The sequence below is a fragment of the Frondihabitans australicus genome, from assembly GCF_003634555.1.
Taxonomy (GTDB): domain Bacteria; phylum Actinomycetota; class Actinomycetes; order Actinomycetales; family Microbacteriaceae; genus Frondihabitans; species Frondihabitans australicus.
The window spans coordinates 1,599,170-1,619,375 of record NZ_RBKS01000001.1; the positions used below are offsets into that span (position 1 = coordinate 1,599,170).

Annotated in this window: 22 protein-coding genes; 12 read left to right on the plus strand and 10 right to left on the minus strand. The window is 70.8% G+C overall.

Going from position 1 to position 20,206, the window contains the following annotated elements:
- Positions 1–16: 16 nt before the first annotated feature.
- Both C8E83_RS07410 and C8E83_RS07415 read right to left on the minus strand, forming a co-directional pair.
- On the minus strand, positions 17–1,279 hold the full coding sequence (locus C8E83_RS07410; protein ID WP_121371791.1) for an acetyl-CoA C-acetyltransferase: 1,263 nt from the start codon (positions 1,277–1,279) through the stop codon (positions 17–19).
- 35 nt (positions 1,280–1,314) lie between these two features.
- Complete coding sequence (locus C8E83_RS07415; protein ID WP_121371792.1) at positions 1,315–2,511, minus strand: acyl-CoA dehydrogenase family protein; 1,197 nt, start codon at positions 2,509–2,511, stop codon at positions 1,315–1,317.
- A 90-nt stretch (positions 2,512–2,601) separates the two neighbouring features.
- On the opposite strand from C8E83_RS07415, the gene C8E83_RS07420 reads away from it, so the two are divergent.
- On the plus strand, positions 2,602–3,246 hold the full coding sequence (locus tag C8E83_RS07420; protein WP_245981472.1) for a QsdR family transcriptional regulator: 645 nt from the start codon (positions 2,602–2,604) through the stop codon (positions 3,244–3,246).
- Between the two features lie 41 nt (positions 3,247–3,287).
- Positions 3,288–4,925: a long-chain-fatty-acid--CoA ligase gene (locus tag C8E83_RS07425; RefSeq protein ID WP_121369136.1), complete on the plus strand. Its 1,638-nt coding sequence runs from the start codon at positions 3,288–3,290 to the stop codon at positions 4,923–4,925.
- A 77-nt stretch (positions 4,926–5,002) separates the two neighbouring features.
- Here C8E83_RS07425 and C8E83_RS07430 read toward each other — a convergent pair whose 3' ends face one another.
- Entirely contained in the window at positions 5,003–5,947 is a 945-nt protein-coding gene (locus tag C8E83_RS07430; protein WP_121369137.1) for a hypothetical protein, read from the minus strand.
- A gap of 130 nt (positions 5,948–6,077) precedes the next feature.
- On the opposite strand from C8E83_RS07430, the gene C8E83_RS07435 reads away from it, so the two are divergent.
- Positions 6,078–6,872, plus strand: coding sequence for a DeoR/GlpR family DNA-binding transcription regulator (locus tag C8E83_RS07435; RefSeq protein WP_121369138.1), 795 nt, complete (start codon positions 6,078–6,080; stop codon positions 6,870–6,872).
- 123 nt (positions 6,873–6,995) lie between these two features.
- Positions 6,996–8,453: a mannitol dehydrogenase family protein gene (locus tag C8E83_RS07440; RefSeq protein WP_121369139.1), complete on the plus strand. Its 1,458-nt coding sequence runs from the start codon at positions 6,996–6,998 to the stop codon at positions 8,451–8,453.
- Between the two features lie 69 nt (positions 8,454–8,522).
- Here the strand turns inward: C8E83_RS07440 and C8E83_RS19420 are convergent, their stop codons facing one another.
- Complete coding sequence (locus tag C8E83_RS19420) at positions 8,523–9,011, minus strand: hypothetical protein (protein ID WP_170159868.1); 489 nt, start codon at positions 9,009–9,011, stop codon at positions 8,523–8,525.
- Positions 9,012–9,083: 72 nt separating this feature from the next.
- On the opposite strand from C8E83_RS19420, the gene C8E83_RS07450 reads away from it, so the two are divergent.
- Together C8E83_RS07450 and C8E83_RS07455 are read left to right on the plus strand one after the other, a co-directional pair.
- Entirely contained in the window at positions 9,084–9,965 is an 882-nt protein-coding gene (locus C8E83_RS07450) for a patatin-like phospholipase family protein (RefSeq protein ID WP_121369140.1), read from the plus strand.
- A gap of 5 nt (positions 9,966–9,970) precedes the next feature.
- Positions 9,971–10,567, plus strand: coding sequence for a hypothetical protein (locus C8E83_RS07455; protein ID WP_245981478.1), 597 nt, complete (start codon positions 9,971–9,973; stop codon positions 10,565–10,567).
- 354 nt (positions 10,568–10,921) lie between these two features.
- On the opposite strand, the gene ligD is transcribed toward C8E83_RS07455, so the two are convergent.
- On the minus strand, positions 10,922–11,953 hold the full coding sequence (gene ligD, locus C8E83_RS07460; protein WP_121369142.1) for a non-homologous end-joining DNA ligase: 1,032 nt from the start codon (positions 11,951–11,953) through the stop codon (positions 10,922–10,924).
- A gap of 73 nt (positions 11,954–12,026) precedes the next feature.
- On the opposite strand from ligD, the gene C8E83_RS07465 reads away from it, so the two are divergent.
- Positions 12,027–13,085, plus strand: coding sequence for an ATP-dependent DNA ligase (locus C8E83_RS07465; protein WP_121369143.1), 1,059 nt, complete (start codon positions 12,027–12,029; stop codon positions 13,083–13,085).
- Between the two features lie 16 nt (positions 13,086–13,101).
- Here the strand turns inward: C8E83_RS07465 and C8E83_RS07470 are convergent, their stop codons facing one another.
- A complete protein-coding gene (locus C8E83_RS07470) occupies positions 13,102–13,539 on the minus strand; it encodes an SRPBCC family protein (RefSeq protein ID WP_121371794.1) in 438 nt (145 codons plus the stop codon).
- Positions 13,540–13,590: 51 nt separating this feature from the next.
- On the opposite strand from C8E83_RS07470, the gene C8E83_RS07475 reads away from it, so the two are divergent.
- The 3 genes from C8E83_RS07475 to C8E83_RS07485 all read left to right on the plus strand — a co-directional run bounded on the left by C8E83_RS07475 (position 13,591) and on the right by C8E83_RS07485 (position 15,401).
- Complete coding sequence (locus tag C8E83_RS07475; protein WP_121369144.1) at positions 13,591–14,049, plus strand: SRPBCC family protein; 459 nt, start codon at positions 13,591–13,593, stop codon at positions 14,047–14,049.
- Positions 14,050–14,110: 61 nt separating this feature from the next.
- Positions 14,111–14,611 (plus strand): DoxX family protein, encoded by a 501-nt coding sequence (locus C8E83_RS07480; protein WP_121369145.1) that lies wholly within the window; start codon positions 14,111–14,113, stop codon positions 14,609–14,611.
- 73 nt (positions 14,612–14,684) lie between these two features.
- Positions 14,685–15,401: a hypothetical protein gene (locus tag C8E83_RS07485; protein ID WP_121369146.1), complete on the plus strand. Its 717-nt coding sequence runs from the start codon at positions 14,685–14,687 to the stop codon at positions 15,399–15,401.
- Positions 15,402–15,441: 40 nt separating this feature from the next.
- Here C8E83_RS07485 and C8E83_RS07490 read toward each other — a convergent pair whose 3' ends face one another.
- The 3 genes from C8E83_RS07490 to C8E83_RS07500 all read right to left on the minus strand — a co-directional run bounded on the left by C8E83_RS07490 (position 15,442) and on the right by C8E83_RS07500 (position 17,065).
- Positions 15,442–15,867: a VOC family protein gene (locus tag C8E83_RS07490; RefSeq protein ID WP_121369147.1), complete on the minus strand. Its 426-nt coding sequence runs from the start codon at positions 15,865–15,867 to the stop codon at positions 15,442–15,444.
- A 24-nt stretch (positions 15,868–15,891) separates the two neighbouring features.
- Positions 15,892–16,545 carry a hypothetical protein gene (locus tag C8E83_RS07495; RefSeq protein ID WP_147430109.1) on the minus strand — a complete coding sequence of 218 codons (654 nt, stop codon included), beginning with the start codon at positions 16,543–16,545 and terminating at the stop codon, positions 15,892–15,894.
- Positions 16,546–16,681: 136 nt separating this feature from the next.
- Positions 16,682–17,065 (minus strand): hypothetical protein, encoded by a 384-nt coding sequence (locus tag C8E83_RS07500; protein WP_121369149.1) that lies wholly within the window; start codon positions 17,063–17,065, stop codon positions 16,682–16,684.
- 193 nt (positions 17,066–17,258) lie between these two features.
- On the opposite strand from C8E83_RS07500, the gene C8E83_RS07505 reads away from it, so the two are divergent.
- Positions 17,259–18,593: an ABC transporter substrate-binding protein gene (locus tag C8E83_RS07505; RefSeq protein WP_121369150.1), complete on the plus strand. Its 1,335-nt coding sequence runs from the start codon at positions 17,259–17,261 to the stop codon at positions 18,591–18,593.
- Here C8E83_RS07505 and C8E83_RS07510 read toward each other — a convergent pair.
- Positions 18,590–19,126, minus strand: a complete 537-nt coding sequence (locus tag C8E83_RS07510) for a CGNR zinc finger domain-containing protein (RefSeq protein WP_245981479.1) — start codon at positions 19,124–19,126, stop codon at positions 18,590–18,592. The genes C8E83_RS07505 and C8E83_RS07510 overlap by 4 nt on opposite strands.
- 100 nt (positions 19,127–19,226) lie before the next feature.
- Here C8E83_RS07510 and C8E83_RS07515 point away from each other — a divergent pair, with 100 nt between their 5' ends.
- On the plus strand, positions 19,227–20,195 hold the full coding sequence (locus tag C8E83_RS07515; protein ID WP_121369152.1) for an EamA family transporter: 969 nt from the start codon (positions 19,227–19,229) through the stop codon (positions 20,193–20,195).
- Positions 20,196–20,206: the final 11 nt, after the last annotated feature.

Sequence of the window (20,206 nt, forward strand, 5' to 3'; positions counted from 1 at the left end):
ACGCCGGCACAGCGCCTCACGACAGCCGCTCGATCACCATCGCCATGCCCTGCCCGCCCCCGACGCACATCGTCTCGAGGCCGAACGTGGCGTCGCGGGTCTGCAAGCCGTTGAGGAGCGTTCCGGTGATCCTGGCCCCGGTCATGCCGAATGGATGCCCGACGGCGATCGCACCGCCGAACACGTTGAGCTTGTCGTACGACACCCCGAGCGACCGGGCGGACGGCACCACCTGGGCGGCGAACGCCTCGTTGATCTCGACGAGGTCGATGTCGTCGATCGTGAGCCCCGCACGCGAAAGAGCCAGACGCGACGCCTCGACGGGCCCGAGGCCCATGATCTCGGGGCTGAGGCCGGTGACGCCGGTCGAGACGACGCGGGCGAGAGGCGTGAGTCCGAGCGACGAGGCGAGCGCCCCGCTCACCACGACCACGGCCGCGGCGCCGTCGTTGAGCGGGCAGGCGTTGCCGGCGGTCACCGTGCCGTCGGGGCGGAAGACCGGCTGCAGCGTGGAGAGCGTCTCGACCGTGACGCCCGCTCGGGGCCCGTCGTCGGCGCTCACGACCGTGCCGTCCGGCAGGGTCAGGGGCGTGATCTCGCGCTCCCAGAAGCCGTCGGCGATGGCCTGCTCGGCGCGGTTCTGCGACAGGGCCGCGAATTCGTCCTGCGCAGCGCGCGAGACGTCCATCAGCTGGGCGACGTTCTCGGCGGTCTGCCCCATGGCGATGTAGGCGTCGGGCAGGAGTCCGACCTCGCGGGGGTCCTGCCAGTGCGAGGCTCCGGCGACGGTGCGCGCGGCGGTCCGGGCGACGGCCGACGAGAACAGCGGGTTCTCGAGGTCGACGCCGGGGATGTAGTCCGACGAGCCGAGAGCCGCCCGCGACACCGACTCGACTCCGGCCGAGACGAAGGCCGAGCCCTCGCCCGCCTTGATCGCGTGGAACGCCATCCGCGTCGTCTGCAGGCTCGACGAGCAGTACCGGTTGACGGTGGTGCCGGGCAGGCGGTCGTAGCCCAGCGCGACAGCGACGATGCGCGCCATGTTCATCCCCTGCTCGCCTCCGGGCATGCCGCAGCCGAGCATGAGGTCGTCGAGGGTCGCAGGATCCAGCTCGGGCACCTTGACGAGCACGTCCCGCACCGCGTTCGTGGCGAGGTCGTCCGCCCGCATCTCGCGTAGCGAGCCCTTATGCGCCCGCCCGATCGGCGTCCGCGAGACGGCGACGATGACGGCGTCGTCGGGCGCGACGGGGCGCCCGGCGACGGTGCCGCCGGGCACCGTCGCTGCGCCCGGCCCGCCCGCAGCGGACCCGCTCACGAGACGAACGCGCTCTTGCCGGTGATGGCGCGCCCGACGATGAGCGAGTTCATCTCGCGCGTGCCCTCGAACGAGTAGATCGCCTCGGCGTCGGCGAAGCGGCGCGCGACGCCGTAGTCGAGCACGATGCCGTTGCCGCCCATGACCTCGCGGCACCAGCCGACGGTCTCGCGCATGCGGGAGGTCGCGAACGACTTCGCCATCGACGCGTGGGCGTCGGTCTGGCGGCCCTGGTCGAGGAGGTCGGAGGTCTGCATGCACAGCGCGATCGACGCCGAGATGTTGGCGAGGCAGCGCGACAGGAGGTCCTGCACCAGCTGGAACGACGACAGCGTCTTGCCGAACTGCTCGCGCTCCTTCACGTAGGCGACGGCGGCCTCGTAGGCGCCGATCGAGTTGCCGATCGCCTGCCAGGCGACGTCCGCGCGCGTGAGCAGCAGCACCTGCGCGGTCTCGCGGAACGAGTTGACCTTCTGCAGGCGGCGCTCCTCGGGCACCTTGACGTCGGTGAGGGTGATGTCGGCGTTCTGGACGATCCGCAGGCTCTGCTTCTTCTCGATCTTGGTCGCGGTGAATCCGGGGGTATCGCTCGTGACGAGGAAGCCCTTCACCTGACCGTCGTCGGTGTCGCGGGCCCAGATGACGACGACGTCGGCGAAGGTGGCGTTGCCGATCCAGCGCTTGGCGCCGTTGAGGGTCCAGGTGTCGCCGGTGCGCGTCGCCGTGGTGCGGAGGCCGCCGGCGCTGTCGGATCCTGACAGCGGCTCGGTGAGCCCGAACGCGCCGATCAGCTCGCCGGACCCGAGCTTCGGAAGCCATTCGGCGCGCTGCTCGGCCGAGCCGCCGACGCCGATCGACCCCATGCACAAGCCGCTGGTGACGCCGATGAACGTCGAGACGGATGCGTCGACACGGCCCGACTCGAGGGCCGCCCAGCCGCGGAACTTCGCAGAGTTCTCGAACTGCCGCGACTCCTCCCAGATGGGGCCGTAGGCGCCGAGCTCGGCGAGCGGCTTCACGACCTGGAAGGGGAACTCCGCGCGCTCCCAGTAGTCGTCGACGATGGGGGCGACCTCGCGCTCGAGGTAGTCGCGCAGCTCGTGGATGCTCTCGTTCTCACGCTGGGTCAGGGCATCCTGCGCGAAGTAGAAGTCGCTCGACAGGTAGTCGGTCGAAGGCGTGGTGATGGTCATGTCATGAACTCCGTCGGTCGTGATGAGAACATCCTGCATCATTTTCGAGAATGTTGCGCAGACTCACCGGGAACGCCTAGCGTGAGCGTCATGTCGATGCAGACCGCCGCCGCGCCCACCGCGTGGGCACCCGTGGCGGCCCTGCGCGTGCCGTCCGATCTCGGGCGCCGGCTCGACGAGGGCCGCCACACCGACACCGTGCGCGCCTTCGTCCTCGCCCGCCGCACCTTCCTCGCCGGCGAGCGCGTCGACATGAACGTGCTGGCCTCCACGCTCGGCGTCGACCGCACGTCGCTGTTCCGCTGGCTCGGCAATCGCGAGGCGCTCATGAGCGAGGTGCTGTGGTCTCTGGCCGAACCGACCCTGACCAGGATCGAGAGGTCGACCACCGACACCGGCGCGGCCCGCATCACCCGTGTTCTCGCGGAGTTCGTGGCGACGCTCATCGAGGCGAGGTACTTCCAGGACTTCCTGAAGCGCGAGCCCACCCGTGCGCTGTCGATCCTGACCCGGAAGGACAGCCAGGTGCAGCGCCGCTATCTCGCCGCCGTCGAGGCGATGCTCGAGGCCGAGGTCGAGGCGGGCAGGATGCGGTTCTCCCTCACCGTGCACGACCTCGCCTACCTGCTCGTTCGCATCTCCGAGTCGTTCACCTACGCCGATCTCATCACCGGCGAGCAGCCGAGCGCCACACGCGCCCGGGCCGCCTTCGAGTACGTGCTGCGCGAGCCCTGACCTCCTCACGCAGCGACCACCCCCACGAAAGGAACTGGACGATGACGTTCACCCCCGCAGATCTCGACGGCACGCAGGCGCTGCTCGACGGGCCCGGCCTCGGCACCCTGTCGATCGCCGCGATCCTGGCCGAGAGCGCGAAGCGCCACCACGACCGCACGGCCCTGCACTTCATGGGCCAGCAGATCTCGTACGGGCAGCTGTGGGACGAGACGCGCGCCTATGCCGGAGCCCTCCGCGCCCGCGGCGTCGGTCGGGGCGACCGGGTCGCGCTCATGATCCCGAACGTGCCGGACTTCTGCCGCGCCTACTACGCCGTGCTCTCGCTCGGGGCCATCGTCGTGCCGATCCACCTGCTGTTCAAGGCGGAGGAGATCGAGTACGTCCTCAAAGACTCCGGCGCACGGCTCGCCATCGTGGCGGCGCCGCAGCTCGCCGAGGCGATCCCGGCGGCGGGCCGGGCGGGCGTGCCGATCCTGTCGGTTCTCCTCCCCCTCGGCGCCGAGACGCCGGTGCCGATCTCCCGGCTCGAGGTCGAGGCGCAGGCGGCGACGCCGATCGAGTTCTACGAGTCGGTGAACCCGCTCGCAGCCGGCACGATCCTCTACACCTCCGGCACGACCGGCCACCCGAAGGGCGCCGTGGGGTCGCACCTGGCGATGGTCGAGCAGGTGCACGCGTCGATCATCGACTGCGCCGACATGTCGCGCGACGACGTCGTCTTCGGCGGACTGCCGTTCTTCCACGCGTTCGGCCAGACGGCCGTCATGAACACCTGCTTCCGGGCCGGCGCCGCGATCGTGCTGCTGCCGAAGTTCGACCCGGTCGAGGCGCTGCAGCTCATGGTGGCGACGAACACGACGATCTTCGCGGCGGTGCCGACGATGTTCATCGCGCTCCTCGGGGCCGCTTCGGCCGCAGGATTCGCCAGCCCCCGCCCGAAGCTCCGCTACTGCGTCTCCGGCGGCTCTGCGCTCCCGGTCGCCGTGCTGGAGCGCTTCCAGGAGATGTTCGGCGCCGTCGTGCAGGAGGGCTACGGCCTCACAGAGACCAGCCCGGTGGCCACGGTGAACGATCTCGACGACCCGCGCCCGGGCACGATCGGCAAGCCGATCTGGGGCGTCGACGTGGAGATCGCGAGGGCGTTCGTCGAGGGCGAGTCGGATCCTGACGACTCGGCCGACCCCGACCACGTCGAGTTCGTGCCCGCCGGCGAGCTCGGGGAGATCGTGATCCGCGGCCACAACCTCATGAAGGGGTACCTCAACAACCCCGCCGCGACGGAGGCCGCGATGGTCGACGGCTGGTTCCACACCGGCGACCTCGGCACGAAGAGCGACGACGGCGTGGTCACGATCGTCGACCGCAAGAAGGACATGATCGTGCGGAACGGCTACAACGTGTACCCGTCCGAGGTCGAGGACTGCATCATGCGGCACCCGTCGGTCGCGAACGTCGCCGTGTTCGGCGTGCCCGACGAGACGCACGGCCAGGAGGTTCACGCCGCCGTCATCGCGCGGCCCGGCGCCACCGTCGACTGCGACGAGATCGTCGCGTTCGTTCGCGAGCATCTTGCCGCGTACAAGTTCCCGCGCGTCGTGCACGTGATGGAGGCGTTCCCGATCGGCGCGAGCGGCAAGGTGCTCAAGCGCGAGCTGGTCCAGGAGTTCAGCGCGTAGCTGCCCCCGCCCGCCGCCGAGGCGGCGCGGCGCTCTGCACCCCTGACCGGACGTTTTCGAACCGCGAAAGTGTCCGGTCAGGGGTGCAGACGGCCGCCGGAGGGCAGGCCGGCTGACTTCAGAATTTCGCGCAGGATCGGCGGAGTGCGCGCGTCGGAGTACTTCCACCGCACGAGGTTCCGCACCTCGGGGCGCGCGAGGAGGTCGTCCGAACGCTGCTTCTCGCGCAGCAGGACCTCCTCGAGGCTGAGCCGCCCCCGCATCGCCGGGTCGAGGTACTTCTGTCGGCCGTCGAACTCGCCGATCAGGCCGAACTCCTCCCACCAGAAGTCCACGTGATACGAGCCACCGCGCGGATTCGGGAACGGCTTCTGCTGGACGGGCGCGGGGAACTCGAGTTCATGAATGACGGCTCGGGCCAGCGACTCGCCGGCCGAGCCGGCCCGGTCTCGCGCGAAATCGAGGGCGCGCCGCGCCTCGGGCGCACCGCGGGCACCGCTCCTGGCCGCGAGAGCTGCCGAGAGCTCTTCTCGCGTGGCGAGCCCCGAGGCGAGCGTCCCCTCGAACACGATCACTGCTCCGACGAAGCCGTCGGCGAGAGCGACGTCGACGGCTGTTCTGGCCGGCGGGGTGCAGACGATGCCGCGGTAGAGCGTCGCCTCGGGCGCCGACCGGCAGCCGTGCCGGACGAGAGTCGCCGATTCGCGCCCGGCTCGCCGCGCCGGGTCGTACACGTGCACCGCACCCGTCGGCGGGTCGAGTGTCGGGAGGTTCCACAGTGCTGCCGCCGAGGCGTGGCTGACGACGAGGCCGCGATCGGCTCCGCCGCGGTGCGCTCGGAGCATCGCGTGCACCTCCAGGACGTGGCGCGCCCGCGGCTTCATCGCGGCCCAGTCGTCGGCGGACACGAAGGCGCCGTTCCGGACTCGGTGAAGGCGACCGCTTGCCACCCAGCGACGGAGGTGACGGTCGTCGAGGTGGAGTGAGGTCAGATCGGACGAGAGGATCAGCGACGAGGTCATCCTGCACCCTGCCTCGACTCACGGAGGTGTCGGGGTGGCTCCCGGCGAACTGTGGACGCCGAGGTGCCGTCGGCCTTCTGTGGAGAAGAGGCACGCGGCCGCCGGGGCGGGGCACGGGTAGGGTGAGCGCGTGACGGCGGGGAGAGGCTCCGGGGCGAGGAGCAACGCGGCGAGCGAGCGGCGCGCCGAGCTCCTGCGCCTGACCCGCGAGAGCGGGCGTCTCGACGCGGCCGACGCGGCAAGGCTGGTTGGGGTGTCTCCCGAGACGCTGCGCCGCGACCTGCGCGCGCTCGAGGAGGCCGGGCTGATCCGCCGCAGCTACGGGGCCGCCGTGCCCGTGGAGTCGGGCGCGTACGAGACCGGGCTGGCCTACCGCGAGACGAACCACGCCGCCGAGAAGGCCCGCATCGCCGACGCCGCGGCGAGGCACCTCGGCGAGGCGCAGACGATCTTCCTCGACGAGGGGTACCAGACGCAGCTCGTGGCCGAGCGGCTTCCCGGCGATCGGCCTCTCACGATCCTGACCAGCTCGCTGCCGGTCGCCGCCCGACTCTCGGAGCGCCCCAACGTGCAGCTGCTGCTGCTCGGCGGTCGCGTGCGCGGCAACACCCTCGGCACCGTCGACCACTGGGCGGCCGACATGCTGCGGCAGTTCGTCGTCGACCTCGCCTTCGTGGGGGCAAACGGCGTCTCGGAGACCGACGGCCTCACCACCCCCGACCCGGCGGTGGCGATGGTGAAGTCGGCGGCTGTCGCGACCAGCAAGCGCAGGATCTTCGTGGGCGCCTCCCACAAGTTCGGCACCTCGACCTTCGTCCGGTTCGCGGCCCTTACCGACTTCGACGTGATGATCACCGGCACGGAGCTCTCGGCGAGCGCCGCCGGGCGGTTCGCTGCGGCGGGCGCGCGGCTCGAGCGAGTCTGACTCCGAGCCAGAGCGAGCCCGAACCGGGCAGGAAACGGTCACGGTCCGCGGCCGATCGGTCTTGGCCCGGCTCGGTGACGCTGACACGCTGGTAGCGACACCGACGTCGACCGAAAGGCAGCCATGGCATCCCCGGCAGAGCAGACCACCGTTCCCGGCCCCTCGTACGACCGCTCGACCCTCACCACGGGCATCGTGCACTTCGGGCTCGGGAACTTCCACCGGGCGCACCAGGCGATGTTCCTCGACCGGCTGATGAGCGAGGGCGAGGCGCACGAATGGGCGATCTGCGGCGTCGGCGTCATGCCCGTCGACGAGCGGATGCGCGATGCGCTCACCTCGCAGAACTTCCTGTACACGCTCGTACTGAAGCACCCCGACGGCTCGCTCGAGCCGCGGGTGATCGGGTCGATCCACGAGTACCTCTACGCGCCCGACGACCCCGAGAAGGTGCTTCAGAAGCTCGCCGACCCGGCCACGAAGATCGTCGAGCTGACCGTCACCGAGGGCGGCTACAACATCGACCGGGCGACGGGCGAGTTCGACCTGTCGTCGCCGGCGATCGTGGCCGACCTCGCGACGGACGCGGTGCCGGCGACCGTGTTCGGGCTCGTCGTCGAGGGCCTCCGTCGTCGTCGCGTCGCCGGGATCCCACCGTTCACCGTCATGTCGTGCGACAACATCCAGGGCAACGGCGACACCGCTCGCGCCACCTTCACCGCCTACGCACGGGCGAAGCACGGCGAGCTCGCCGACTGGATCGAGTCGCAGGTCAGCTTCCCGAACTCGATGGTCGACCGCATCACGCCGGTCACCACCGACGCCGACCGTGCCCTCGTCGCCGAGCAGTACGGCATCGACGACGCCTGGCCGGTCATGGCGGAGCCCTTCGTGCAGTGGGTGCTCGAAGACGACTTCACCCTCGGTCGGCCTCCGTACGAGAAGGTCGGCGTGCAGGTCGTCGACGACGTCGAGCCGTACGAGCTCATGAAGCTGCGCCTGCTCAACGCCAGCCACCAGACCCTCGCGTACTTCGGCTACCTGTCGGGCCACCGCTACGCACACGAGGCCGCGACCGATCCGCTCATGGTCGAGATCGTGAAGCGGTACATGGACGAGGAGGCGACGCCCACGCTCGCCCCGGTGCCCGGCATCGACCTCGACGCGTACAAGGCCGAACTGCTCGTGCGCTTCGCGAACCCGGCGATCCGCGACACCCTCGCCCGGCTCGCCCAGGACGCCAGCGACAGGATCCCGAAGTGGCTCGTGCCCGTGATCCGCTGGAACCTCGCGCACGACGGGCGAGTGGGCCTCAGTGCCGCCGTGGTGGCGTCGTGGGCCCGCTACGCCGAGGGGGTCGACGAGGACGGCGCGCCGATCGAGGTGTCGGACAACCTCGCCTCGACGCTCGTGCCGATCGCGCGGACCTACGAGGAAGACCATGCGGGCTTCGTGCGGAACGAGCAGGTCTTCGGCGACCTCGCTCAGCACGACGGCTTCTTGAGGCCGTACCTCGAGACGCTAGCCACCCTGCACGGCGACGGAGCCCAGGCCGCGCTGCGGGAGGCGCTGGCGCGCTAGGCGTCAGCGCCGCAAGTCAGCGCCCCACGACAGGGCCCAACGTCAGCGCCGAACGTCAGCCACGGGCCGTCAGCCGCAGTACGACCCGATCTTCGTGATGTCGGCCTTGATCGTCGGCACGAGCTTGGCCACCTTCGCGGCCCCGGTGATCGGGTGCTGCACGGCGTCCTTCGTGTCGGCGATCAGGGTCTGCAGGTCGGCCTCGGCCTTCGCCGCCAGCGCCTGCGCGCCCGGCTCGGAGACCTTGGCGACCGACGCCTGGAACGAGGCGGACACGCTCTGCAGGGCGGTGACCGCGGCCTGCGGGTCGCTGGAGTACTTGTCGTAGGCCGACTGCAGGTTGGTCGACAGGCTCTGCAGCGAGGAGCCGAGGATCTGGCACGCCGCGGCCTTCGTCTGGCCCGAGGAGGCCGTCGGGGATCCTGCGCCCTGGGTCGCCTGAGCGGTCGACGTGGACGCCGCGTCGGGGCCGATGGCCGTGCAGCCGGCGGCGACGGCGATCAGCGAGGCGGCGAGGATCGCGGCGGGAAGGAGTCGGGTCGGTCTCGCGAGGCGCATGGCAGACACTGTAGGCGACAGGCCCTGCGTCACCTGGGCAGCACCCGCGAGAACGCGGAATAGGCTCGGAGCATGACCGACGCCCCCACCCCGTCTCCCCGTCGCGCAGTCGTTCTCGGAGGAGGTGGCATCGCCGGCATCGCCTGGCACCTCGGAGTGCTCTCCGAGCTCCTCGACCAAGGCATCGACCTCGGCGCCGCCGACCTCGTCGTCGGGACCAGCGCGGGCAGCGTCGCCGGCAGCATCCTGCGCTTCGGCCAGGTGCCGCTCGTCTACGCGATGCAGGCGGCGGCACCCGGCTCTGTCCCGGCCGAGGACGCCGCCCCGGGCGGCCCCGATATGGCGACGTTCAGCGAGCGGGTGCAGCAGGCTGTGGCCGGGTTCACCGACGCGCAGGATGCACGGGCTCGCCTCGGCCGCGCGGCGATCGACTACTCGCAGGGTGCCGAGTCGCCGCTCCTGGGGCAGCTCGCCGCCCAGTTCCCGGCCGCGTTCGGCTGGCCCGCGGCGCCTCTCGGCGTCACCGTCGTCGACGCCACCACGGGCGAGTTCCGCGTGCTCGACGCCTCGTCGGGCGTCGAGCTGCCGCGCGCGGTCGCGGCCAGCTGCTCGGTGCCCCTGGTGTTCCCGCCGGTCGAGATCGACGGGGTGCCCTACGTCGACGGCGGTGTCCGCTCCGCCACCAACGCCGACGTGGCCTCCGGCTACGACTCGGTGCTCGTGCTCGCCTGCGGCCCGGAAGACCCGGCGAACCCGCTCGGCCCGCAGCTCGACGCCGCCGTCGCGACCCTTCGCGGCGAGGGCTCCGAGGTCCATGTCATCGTGGCTGACGACGAGAGCATCGCGGCGTTCGGTGCGAACTCGCTCTCCGACGAGTCGCGCGTGCCGTCGGCACTCGCCGGCCGCCGCCAGGGCGGCGCGGTCGCGGCGGCCGTGCGGGAGTTCTGGGGCTGAGCGACGTGGGCGGCGGGGGCGGCGATCTTAGCGTCGGGGGCGATGGCCGCACTGGCGGTGCCAGCGGTGCCAGCGGTGCCAGCGGTGCCAGCGATGCGGCCTCGGCCGAGGGGCGGTTGCGCGAGCTCCTGCTCGCCACGGCCGCGTCGCTCGAGGCGTCGGGAGCACCCGATGAGGCCCTCGGGGTGCGGCGTGCCGGTCGGGGTGTCGGGCCGTTCCGGTCGGCGGAGTCGATGGTCCCGGTCGGCCGCGCGTGGCGTCTCGGAGTGCTGCTCCTCGGTCGGGACGGCTCGCTCGCCGCGACCGGGTCGATCACGCGCGCCGTGACGCCCACCCGCGCGCAAAACCTCTCGGGCCAGGTCGAGCGTCGCCGGGCCGACCGGCTCGCGGCGAGCCGCGGCTCGTTCGAGGAGGGCGAGGTCGTGAACTTCGGCTACTCGGCCGTCGCGGTCGACGCGGCGTCGCTCGAGGCGGGCGCGGGCGTCGTGTCGGTCGCTGCCGACGGCACGCTGCTGGTGCGCTGGGGCACGACCGACGCCGAGCGTCGCCCCCTGGCCGACTACCTCCGCGACCGTGCCGCCCTCCTCCTCGAGACCCCCTAGCCCCACTCCCTACCGGCCGCCTCCGCCCGGCCGCCACGAACGCCCCACCCGATCGCACCGCCCCGCCGCGCCGGGCCCGACCGCCCCGCCCTCGAACGACCCTTCCACCGCGAAGCCCGGCTCGGCCGGGCCGGGGATGCGGCCGCCCCCTAAGCGCCGCACCGGAAGGTGTTCTCCCGGCGTTGTACAGGTTCGCCTGAATTCAGGCGAACCTGAAATTGGGGCTCAGGTTGACGGTGAGGCCAGCTTCAGGAATTCCTGAATTCAGGCGAACCTGTAACTGATGTTGGCGAACATCCCCTCCTCGCGACGCAGTGCGCGACAGCGACAGCGACAGCGACAGCGACAGGCTGGTCAGGACGGCTTGCGGGCACGCGACGGCTGCACGCGCGGCGGCTCCCCCGGCATCTTCGGGAAGTCGGGCGGGAAGGGCAGCTCGCCGAGGCCTGCCTCGAGATCCTGCCGCCAGCGCGCCAGCAGCGGCTCGATCGGCGCGGCCGCTGAGGCGTCAGCGTGGAGGGTGTCCCAGGGGTCGCCCGTCGAGGACAAGCGTGACGGCACAGTGAGCAGGGTCCAGGCCGCAGGATCCGCCGACGGCAGCTCGTCCCAGGTCATAGGCGTCGACACCGTCGCCCCGGCGAGCGCCCGCGGCGAGTACGCCCCGGCCATCGTGCGATCCCGGTTGGCCTGGTTGTAGTCGACGAAGATGCGCTTCCCCCGCTCCTCCTTCCACCAGTTCGTGGTGACCTCGTCGGGCATGCGCCGCTCGAGCTCGCGGGCCGCGGCGATCACGGCATGTCGCACGTCGAGGAACTCGTGCGACGGCTCGATGGGCGCGAAGACGTGCAGCCCCCGGTTGCCGGAGGTCTTCACGAACGACGTCAGCCCGAAGTCGGCGAGCACGTCGCGGAGGGCGAGCGCGGCGGACACCGCGTCGGCGAAGGTCGTGCCCGGCTGCGGGTCGAGGTCGATGCGCAGCTCGTCGGGCAGGTCCGGTTCCTCCGCCCGCGAGGCCCACGGGTGGAACACGACGGTGTTCATCTGCACACCCCAGACGACGCCCGCGGGCTCGTCGAGGACGAGCTGCGGGTGCACTCGGCCGCTCGGATACGTGACGTCGACCGCGCGCACGTACTCCGGCGCGCCCCGCGGCGGGTTCTTCGAGAAGAACTGCTCGCCGTCGACGCCCTCCGGGAACCGCTGCAGCGACACCGGCCGGTCGCCGTTCGCGCGGACGAACGCCTCGCCGACCGTCACGAGGTAGTTCGCCAGGTCGAGCTTCGTGAGCCCGAGGTCGGGCCACAGCACGCGCGAAGGCGACGAGATGCGCACCTCCCGGTCGCCCGAGGGCCCGGAGACAGTCAGCACCACCGCGTCGCTCGCCATACGGCCGAGGCTATCCCCGCGCGCACGGCCGCGCGCGCGGCCGCTCACCCCGCGCGAAGAGCAGACTCGGCGCATGAGCCCGATCCCGAGCGCCGAGCACCCCGTCTCGCCGATGCTGGCGAAGGCCGTCGACCGCGTCCCCGACCAGGACAGCGTCGACGGCGGCCTCCTCTACGAGCCGAAGTGGGACGGCTTCCGCGGCCTGATCTACGTCGACGACGGCCGCGTCGAGATCGGCAGCCGCACCTCGAAGATGCTAACGCGCTACTTCCCCGAGCTCGTGGAGGCCATCGTGCGATCGACGAGTGGATCCTGCGCCCTCGACGGCGAGATCGTGCTGCGTCGCGGGGCCGCAGGATCCGAGAGACTCGACTGGGAGGCCCTCTCGGCCCGCATCCACCCGGCGGCCTCCCGCATCGAGAAGCTCAGCGTCGAGACGCCCGTGTCGTTCGTCGCGTTCGACCTCCTGGCCTGCGGCGACATCGACCTCACCGGCGCGCCCTTCTCGGAGCGCCGCGCCGCCCTCGAGGAGCTCGCCGCCGGCTTCTCCGCGCCCGTCCACCTCGGCCGGGTGACCCGCGACGCCGACGAGGCGAGGCGCTGGCTCGTCGAGTTCGAGGGCGCCGGGCTCGACGGCGTCGTGGCGAAACCTCTGGCGGCACCGTACGAACCGGGCAAGCGCCGCCTCCTGAAGATCAAGCACCACCGCACCGCCGACGTCGTGGCCCTCGGCTACCGCGTTCACACGTCGGGCTCGGGCGTCGGCTCGCTGCTCGTCGGGCTCTACGACGACGCCGGCGAGCTGCGGAACGTCGGCGGCGTGAGCGCCTTCTCGACGGCGATGCGCCAGCAGCTCGTCGACGAACTGGAGCCGCTCGTCACCCGCGACGAGGCGGGCGAGGCCGAGACGGGCGAGACCGAGCGGAGCCGGTTCTCGTCGGGCAGAGACGTCTCGTTCGTGCGGCTGCGGCCCGAGCGGGTGCTCGAGGTGCGCTACGACCAGATGGAGGGCGACCGGTTCCGGCACACCGTCCAGTTCGAGCGCTGGCGGCCCGACTGCGAGGCGGCGTCGTGCACCTACGAGCAGCTGGAGATCCCGGCCGCCTACGACCTCGACCGGGTGCTGCAGTAGCCCCGCGCGGCAGGTGTCAGGCCTTCGGCGCGACCTTCCGCAGGCCGTCGAGTACCTGCTGCCAGTTCGACGACGAGTGCTCCGTGGCCTCCACGGAGTCGTTGCCGGTCTGCTCGACCGAGACGCGGCAGCCGCCGTCGATCGGCTGCACCCGGTAGGTCACGCGCTGCCAGTTCTCGGGGACGTTTTCCTTGCCGCTCATCGGGCTGAAGAAGCTCGTGACCAGCAGGAGCGGCTCGGTCTTGTCGAGCACCTTGCCGCGGTCTTCGTAGGGCTTGCCCTCCCACTCGCCGGAGTAGGTGATGTCGCTTCCGACCTCCCAGTCGGTGGTCACCTTCGTGCCGAAGAAGTACTCGGCCACGAGGTCCGGGTCGGTGAGAGCGCGCCAGCACTGGTCGGGGTCGGCGTCGACGACGACGGTGGCGCGGGCGGTGAGGTCTTCTGGGTCGGACATGGCGCCCATCCTGCTCTTCCGCCGGAGCGGATGCACCGATATATTACGAGCATGACCGAGTTCTCGACCATCGAACGCCGCACCGTGATCGACGCCCCGGCGTCCGCGATCCTGCCCCATATCGACGACTTCACGAAGTGGGTGGCCTGGTCGCCGTGGGAGGGGTCGGACGACGACCTGAAGCGCACCTACGGCGGCACGCAGGGTTCGGTCGGGGCGACCTACGCCTGGGACGGCAATCGCAAGGCCGGCGCCGGCACCATGGAGGTGACGGCAAGGTCGTCGACGGGCGTCGACATCGCGCTCGCGTTCACACGGCCCTGGAAGTCGCAGAGCACCGCGCTCTTCCGCCTCGACGAGCAGGGCGGCGCCACGACCGTCACCTGGACCATGCGGTCGCCGAAGAACTTCCAGTCGCGCGTCATGGGCATCTTCATGAACATGGACAAGCTCGTCGGGGGCGACTTCGAGAAGGGCCTCGCGAAGCTCAAGGGCGTCGTCGAGGCCTGACGCCGACCGTCCGGCCATTCGTCCCCGGGCGGCGCGGCCCACGGCGGCGTAGACAGGTCTCATGGGTTTGGGGACGACACTTCTTCGCATCACCGTCGGCGGTCTCTTCGTGGGCCACGGCCTGCAGAAGCTCACCGGGGCCTTCGACGGGCCGGGTCTCGCGGGCGTCGAGGGCATGATGAAATCGCTCGACATGCACCCGGCCCGGCGCAACGCGCTGTTGGCCAGCGCCACCGAGACCTTCGGCGGTGCCGCCCTGGTGCTCGGCGCCGGCACGCCGCTGGCGGCCGCCGGCCTGATCGGCTCGATGTCGACGGCCATCCGCAAGGTCCACGGCCCCAAGGGCGTCTGGAACTCGGGCGGCGGCTACGAGTACAACGCCGTGCTCATCGCGGCCCTCGCGGCTCTCGCCGCCGGCCCCGGCAAGGCGTCGTTCGACGCCATCACGGGCCACAAGAAGTGGGGTGTGGGCGGCACGCTCTTCGCCCTCGGCGTCGGCTTCGCCTCCTCGGCCGCAGTCATCGAGTACGGCCGACGGAGCGCACCACTCGAGTCGGCCTGAACTCGTCCTCGCGGACGACCGATCTCGTCCTGAGGCACGAGAGCCTGTCGGCGGCCTCGCCTAGGCTCGACGGGTGCCCTCAGGAAAGCGACGCTCCCCCGCGCGCCGACGCCGCCCCTCCGCGGCCCGTCGGCGGTCGCGTCGTGCTGCTCCCGGCGTCGCCTCCCGCCTGACCGGCTTCGGCATCGCGATCGGCGCCGGCGCGGTCGTGACGCTGCTCGTCGCGCTCGTGGTCGCTGTCGCGGGCTCCGGCATCGGCCACGGCCTGGGGGCTCTGGCCGCAGGATCCGGCACCTCGTCGTCCTCCGAGACGTCGATCGCCGTCTCCTGCCCCGCCGCGAAACCCGTGCAGATCGGCACCGTGCTGGTGCCTGCGGGCCCGGTGGACGGCTACTGCCAGGACCGCCTCATCAACGCCGCGCACATCATCAACGCCGCCCGCGCGCAGGGCATCGGCACACGCACCCAGGAGGTCGGCGTGATGACCGCCATGGGCGAGTCGAGCCTGGTCAACATCGACCACGGCGACGTCGCAGGGCCTGACAGCCGAGGGCTGTTCCAGCAGCGCGACAACGGCGCCTGGGGCAGCTACTCCGACCGGATGACCCCGTACATCGCCGCCACCCACTTCTTCGACAAGCTGATCCGGGTGCCGGGCTGGCAGACCATGCAGCCGTCGCTCCTGGCGCACACCGTGCAGGTGAACTCCGACCCGAACCACTACGCGTCGTACTGGCCCGCGGCCGTCGCCGTCGTCCAGGCGCTCACCGGGCAGTCAGTGGCGAGCTGACGCACGCGGCGGTCGTCTCGCGCCGACCGTCTCGCGCCGGCTAGACCTGCGACTCGGGCGACCCCGCGATGTTCACGAGCCACTTGACGCCGAACCGGTCGACGAGCTGCCCGAACGAGTCGCCCCAGGGCGCCTTCTCGAGCGGCGTCAGGATCGTCGCGCCGTCGCTCAGGGCCTGCCAGTACCCCGTGAGCGCAGCCTCGTCGTCGCCGCCGAGCATGACCGAGACGTTGTCGCCGAAGGTGACCTCCATCGTCTCGGGGACGTCGGAGCCCATGAGGACGAAGCCCGCGTCGCTGATGAGGCGCGAGTGCATGATGTTGTCGACCTGGTCGGGCCACTGGGTGATGCCGAAAGACCCGAACGTGGTGATGTCGAGCTCGCCGCCGAGCACCGACTGGTAGAAGGTCATCGCGTCGCGGGCCTGCCCACGGAAGTTGATGTAGGGCGCGAGCACGGTGCTCATGATGGTCTCCGTCCGGCGCTGCGGTCAGCGCTCCTGGGCGCGATAGTAGCCGAAGCCGACGACACCGAGGGCGAGGGCCGTGACGATCTTCACGACCGTGATCACGACGAGCGAGTCGGTGCTGCCGATCACGACGGCGGAGGCGATCGCGCACGCCAGGGCGCCGAACAGGCTCCAGCGGCTGAACCCGTGGGCGACGCCGGCGCGCACCACCGTGACGCCCGCCACGAGGCCCGCCAGGACGCTGATGACGATCAGGGCGGTCGAGACGGCCACGAGGTCGTAGTTGATCGCGGAGGTGCGGAAGACGTAGGTGTAGCCGATGTACGCGACCAGCGACAGGAACCAGCACCCCGAGAACGCGTACACCGCGAGATGCCCGAGCGGCGAGTCACCGACGAGCCCGTGGGGCGCCCAGCGCCAGCCGCCCGAGGCCAGCAGGGGCCCGGCGGAGGCCAGCACGACGGCGGCGGCCACGAAGAGCGTCATGAAGCCGGCGAACAGGACGGGCGACGTGCCGGGCCCGAGCACGAAGTACTCGGCGGCGGTGGCCAGGGCGAGCAGGAGCCCGCCGATCGCCATCCGGCCACCGCCCCGGCGTTGCCACGGGCGCTCTGGAAGAGGTTCGGTATCCCGTCGTCCCCCCACGAGAGTGATCCGTTCGTCGGTGTCGGTCATCGTCGGGCATTCTGGCAGTGACGGGCGCGGTCCGCGACTGGGACGATCCGTCTACGGACGGCACGCGCACACGGGCGCGCTCCGGGGGCGCGAGCACGCGCGCGACGAGGCGCTCGACGAGACCGTCCGGCTCGGGTCAGCCGAAGACGGGAGACGGGCTCGGCGCGGGCGCCGGAATCTTGATGGGCGGCGCGAAGGCCTTCTTGACGCCCTTCCAGATCTTCTTCATGCGGCCGTTGAACCAGTCATCGTCGTCCTTGTGGTTCTTGATCTCGGTCCAGCTGAGGTAGACCGCGAACAGCAGGCTGATGACGGAGAACGGCTGGCCGATGACGAGGCCGATCACGCCCTGGACGGCGAAGCCGATGTTGACGGTCCAGCTCAGGATCCGGCGCTGCGTCAGCAGGACGTACCTCTGCCGGGACCCCTTCACGGCCTGCCGCGCCCGCACGCTGATCACCGTCTCGGCCAGGATCAAGCCGAACAGGCACATCGAGACCACGTAGCTGAGGGCGTCCATCTCTCCTCGAAACCGCCGCCGCGTTCGCACGGCGCACTCCATTGTCGCGCGTCTGCGCGCCCAGCGGCAGACCCGCGCCTGTGAGTGGCCCATGCAACCCCTCGTTGACCCCCGAGCGTCACCGGTGTTACCGTGGCCGCGAATCAACTAAACCGGTTCAGTTCACACCGTTCACACGAGGGAGTGTCGACACATGGGTGAGTCATCGTTCTTCCGCCGCATCTCCGAGCAGCCGGTCTCGCGGCGGACTCTTCTCGCCGGCAGCCTCGGAGCCGCGGCCGCCGCCGGCCTCGCGGCGTGCTCGTCGGCCGGCGGATCGTCGTCCGCAGGGTCGAACATCAAGTTCTGGGACATGGTCTGGGGCACCGGTAACACCTACACAGCGAAGGCCAAGTCCATCGCGGGGTCGTACACACCGACCGGCAAGAACCGGGGCATCACGTACCAGTCGGTGCCGTGGGCCAACTGGTACCAGACCTTTACGTCGGCGGCAGCCTCGAAGACGACTCCCGCGGTCTCGACCGGGGCCGCCTTCCTGCCGTTCGCGTTCCTCGAGAGCGGCGCCGTGGCTCCTGCCGACGACCTGGTCTCGAAGCTCGACAAAGCCGGGAAGAACGACTTCCTGCCGGGCCTGCTCGACGCGATGAAGACGTCGAAGGGCTACGCCGCGGTGCCGTGGTCGCTCGACCTCCGCGTGCTCTGGTACCGCGAGTCGATCCTCGAGAAGGCGGGCGCCGACGTGCCCACCGACTGGGACTCCTTCATCGCGGCCGGTACGAAGCTCAAGAAGATCGGCGTGACGGGCCTCGGCATGGCCGGATCGTCGACCACGACCGACGCGCAGCACACCGTTGCCGCGCTGCTCATCAACAACGGCGGAGGCCTGTTCGCCGAGGACGAGTCGGTCGACTGCGTGACCGAGCGCAACATCGAGACGCTCGACTTCCTGAACGAGTGCGTCAAGAAGGGCATCATCTACGCCGGGGCGGCCGCCTACACGTCGACCAACCTCGCGACCAGCTGGACCAACGGCTCCGTGGGCATGGGGTTCAACCAGACCGGACTCGACAAGACGTTCCCGAAGGCGCAGCAGACCGACGTCAAGGTCGCCTCGCCCCTCACCGGGCCGCACGGCGACAAGGGCACGGTCTACTACATCAACCCGCTCATGATGTTCACCACGACCCCGTCGCAGTCGTCGTCGGAGGCGTTCGTCGAGTGGTACCTCGACCACATCCACGAGTTCTGGCAGGCCGGCGTCGAGACCGACCTGCCGGTGAAGAAGAGCATCACCGACCTGGCCGTGATCAAGGGCGACCCGAACCTGGTCAAGAGCGTCAACGAGTGGCAGCCGCTCGGCAAGACGATCGGCGCCAAGGCGCCAGCGGCGTTCGCCTCGCTCAACACCGTCGACGGCGGGTCGGCGAGCGCGACGTTCGTGCAGCAGATCATCCAGGGCCAGCAGTCGTCGAAGCAGATCCTCGAGACGCTGCAGACCTCGCTCGAGGCCGCGATCAAGAAGGGCTAGTCGACGTCACTCTCGTCTTCGGCGGCTGCGGCACGCGACCGGAACGCGACCATGTTCATCCGGTTGCCGCACCGCACGCTGCAGAACCTCTTCGACCCGTTGCGAGACAGGTCGCACAGGAGCCCGGCGCAGTCGTCGGCCGCGCACACGCGCAGGCGCCACCACTCGTCCGCCCGGATCACGTCGACCATCCCGAGCGCCACCTCGACCCGGATGCGCTCGTCGAGCGGGGCGTCCTGGCTCGTCGCGTGGAGGTGCCAGTCGAGCATGTCGTGGCGGACGAGCTGCGGCAGCGCCTGCGCGTCGCGGAGCATCGCGTTCACCGCGGTGACGGCCCGGTCGCGCGACATCGACCACACCTCGCGCAGGAGGTCGCGGGTCTCGCGGACGGCCCGCAGCTCGGCCTCGTCGCCGTCGATCCGGCCGCTGTAGACGAGGAGGAGGGGCGCCAGCTGCTCGACGGTCTCGATCTCGTCGAGGCCCGATCGGCTGGCACTCCCGGCCGTGTTGCCGAGGTCGACGGCGAAGGTCAACGCGTCGATCGTGTCAGGGGCAAAATGCAATTTGACTCCTTACTTTCCGCGACTCTATCGTCAGAGAAAAGCTCAGTTCAAGCGTTCTCCAGGAGTCGTCATGAAGCGTTCCGGCACCGGCACCGGCCTCGTCATCGCGGTGGTCGCCGCCGCGACGTTCGGCTCGTCCGGGTCCCTCGTGAAGCCGATGCTCGACGCCGGCTGGACTCCTGCGGCCGCGGTGACCGCCCGGGCGCTCGTGGGCGGCGTGCTCCTGCTGCCGGTGGCGCTGGTGCAGCTGCGCGGGCGCTACGGCGTCCTGCTGGCGAACTGGCGCAGAATCCTGGTCATGGCCCTGATCGGTGTGGCCGGCTGCCAGCTCGCCTACTTCGCGGCCATCGAGCGCCTGCCCGTCGGCACGGCGATCCTGCTGGAGTACATGGCGCCGCTGCTGCTCGTCGGCGTCGCCTGGGCGCGGAGCCGCCGCGTGCCGCAGACCGTGGTGCTCGTCGGCAGCGGCGTGGCCCTGGTCGGCCTCGTGCTGGTCGTGGCACCGAGCGCCGGCTCGGCCGGGCTCGACGGCCTGGGGCTCGTCTTCGGCGTGCTGGCGATGATCGGCTGCGCGATCTACTACGTGGTCGCGGCGGCGCCATCGGGCGACCTGCCGCCGGTGGCCCTGGCCGCCGCGGGGCTGGTGATCGGGGGCGTCGTGCTCGGGATCGCCGGTGTCGCCCGGATCCTGCCGTTCGCGATGTCTGTGCACGACGTGGCGATGTTCGGGGGCGAGCGCCCGTGGTGGCTGCCGGTGCTGCTTGTCGGCGTCGTGTCGACCGCGATCGCCTACACGGCGAACATCACGGCGAGCGAGCTGCTCGGGAGCCGTCTCGCCTCATTCGCCGGACTGCTCGAGGTGGTCGCGGCGACTCTCTACGCCTGGATCCTGCTCGGCCAGGACCTCACCTGGGTGAAACTGGCCGGCGGAGTGCTGATCCTCGCCGGCATCGCGTTCGTGCGGAGCGAGCGCCCCGGGCGCTCGGCGCCGACGGCCGAGCCGGTCGTGACCGGCCCGATCGACCTCGTCCGCACGTAGCGAGCGGCGGC

Excerpts from the sequence above, each read along its gene's own strand:
- C8E83_RS07425 (WP_121369136.1), top strand. The coding sequence starts at position 3,288 with ATGACGTTCACCCCCGCAGATCTCGACGGCACGCAGGCGCTGCTCGAC.
- C8E83_RS07470 (WP_121371794.1), bottom strand. The coding sequence starts at position 13,539 with ATGTCCGACCCAGAAGACCTCACCGCCCGCGCCACCGTCGTCGTCGAC.
- C8E83_RS07480 (WP_121369145.1), top strand. The coding sequence starts at position 14,111 with ATGGGTTTGGGGACGACACTTCTTCGCATCACCGTCGGCGGTCTCTTC.
- C8E83_RS07415 (WP_121371792.1), bottom strand. The coding sequence starts at position 2,511 with ATGACCATCACCACGCCTTCGACCGACTACCTGTCGAGCGACTTCTAC.
- C8E83_RS07490 (WP_121369147.1), bottom strand. The coding sequence starts at position 15,867 with ATGAGCACCGTGCTCGCGCCCTACATCAACTTCCGTGGGCAGGCCCGC.
- C8E83_RS07430 (WP_121369137.1), bottom strand. The coding sequence starts at position 5,947 with ATGACCTCGTCGCTGATCCTCTCGTCCGATCTGACCTCACTCCACCTC.
- C8E83_RS07495 (WP_147430109.1), bottom strand. The coding sequence starts at position 16,545 with ATGACCGACACCGACGAACGGATCACTCTCGTGGGGGGACGACGGGAT.
- C8E83_RS07475 (WP_121369144.1), top strand. The coding sequence starts at position 13,591 with ATGACCGAGTTCTCGACCATCGAACGCCGCACCGTGATCGACGCCCCG.
- C8E83_RS19420 (WP_170159868.1), bottom strand. The coding sequence starts at position 9,011 with ATGCGCCTCGCGAGACCGACCCGACTCCTTCCCGCCGCGATCCTCGCC.
- C8E83_RS07500 (WP_121369149.1), bottom strand. The coding sequence starts at position 17,065 with ATGGACGCCCTCAGCTACGTGGTCTCGATGTGCCTGTTCGGCTTGATC.
- C8E83_RS07465 (WP_121369143.1), top strand. The coding sequence starts at position 12,027 with ATGAGCCCGATCCCGAGCGCCGAGCACCCCGTCTCGCCGATGCTGGCG.
- C8E83_RS07450 (WP_121369140.1), top strand. The coding sequence starts at position 9,084 with ATGACCGACGCCCCCACCCCGTCTCCCCGTCGCGCAGTCGTTCTCGGA.
- C8E83_RS07440 (WP_121369139.1), top strand. The coding sequence starts at position 6,996 with ATGGCATCCCCGGCAGAGCAGACCACCGTTCCCGGCCCCTCGTACGAC.
- C8E83_RS07420 (WP_245981472.1), top strand. The coding sequence starts at position 2,602 with ATGTCGATGCAGACCGCCGCCGCGCCCACCGCGTGGGCACCCGTGGCG.
- C8E83_RS07515 (WP_121369152.1), top strand. The coding sequence starts at position 19,227 with ATGAAGCGTTCCGGCACCGGCACCGGCCTCGTCATCGCGGTGGTCGCC.
- ligD (WP_121369142.1), bottom strand. The coding sequence starts at position 11,953 with ATGGCGAGCGACGCGGTGGTGCTGACTGTCTCCGGGCCCTCGGGCGAC.
- C8E83_RS07505 (WP_121369150.1), top strand. The coding sequence starts at position 17,259 with ATGGGTGAGTCATCGTTCTTCCGCCGCATCTCCGAGCAGCCGGTCTCG.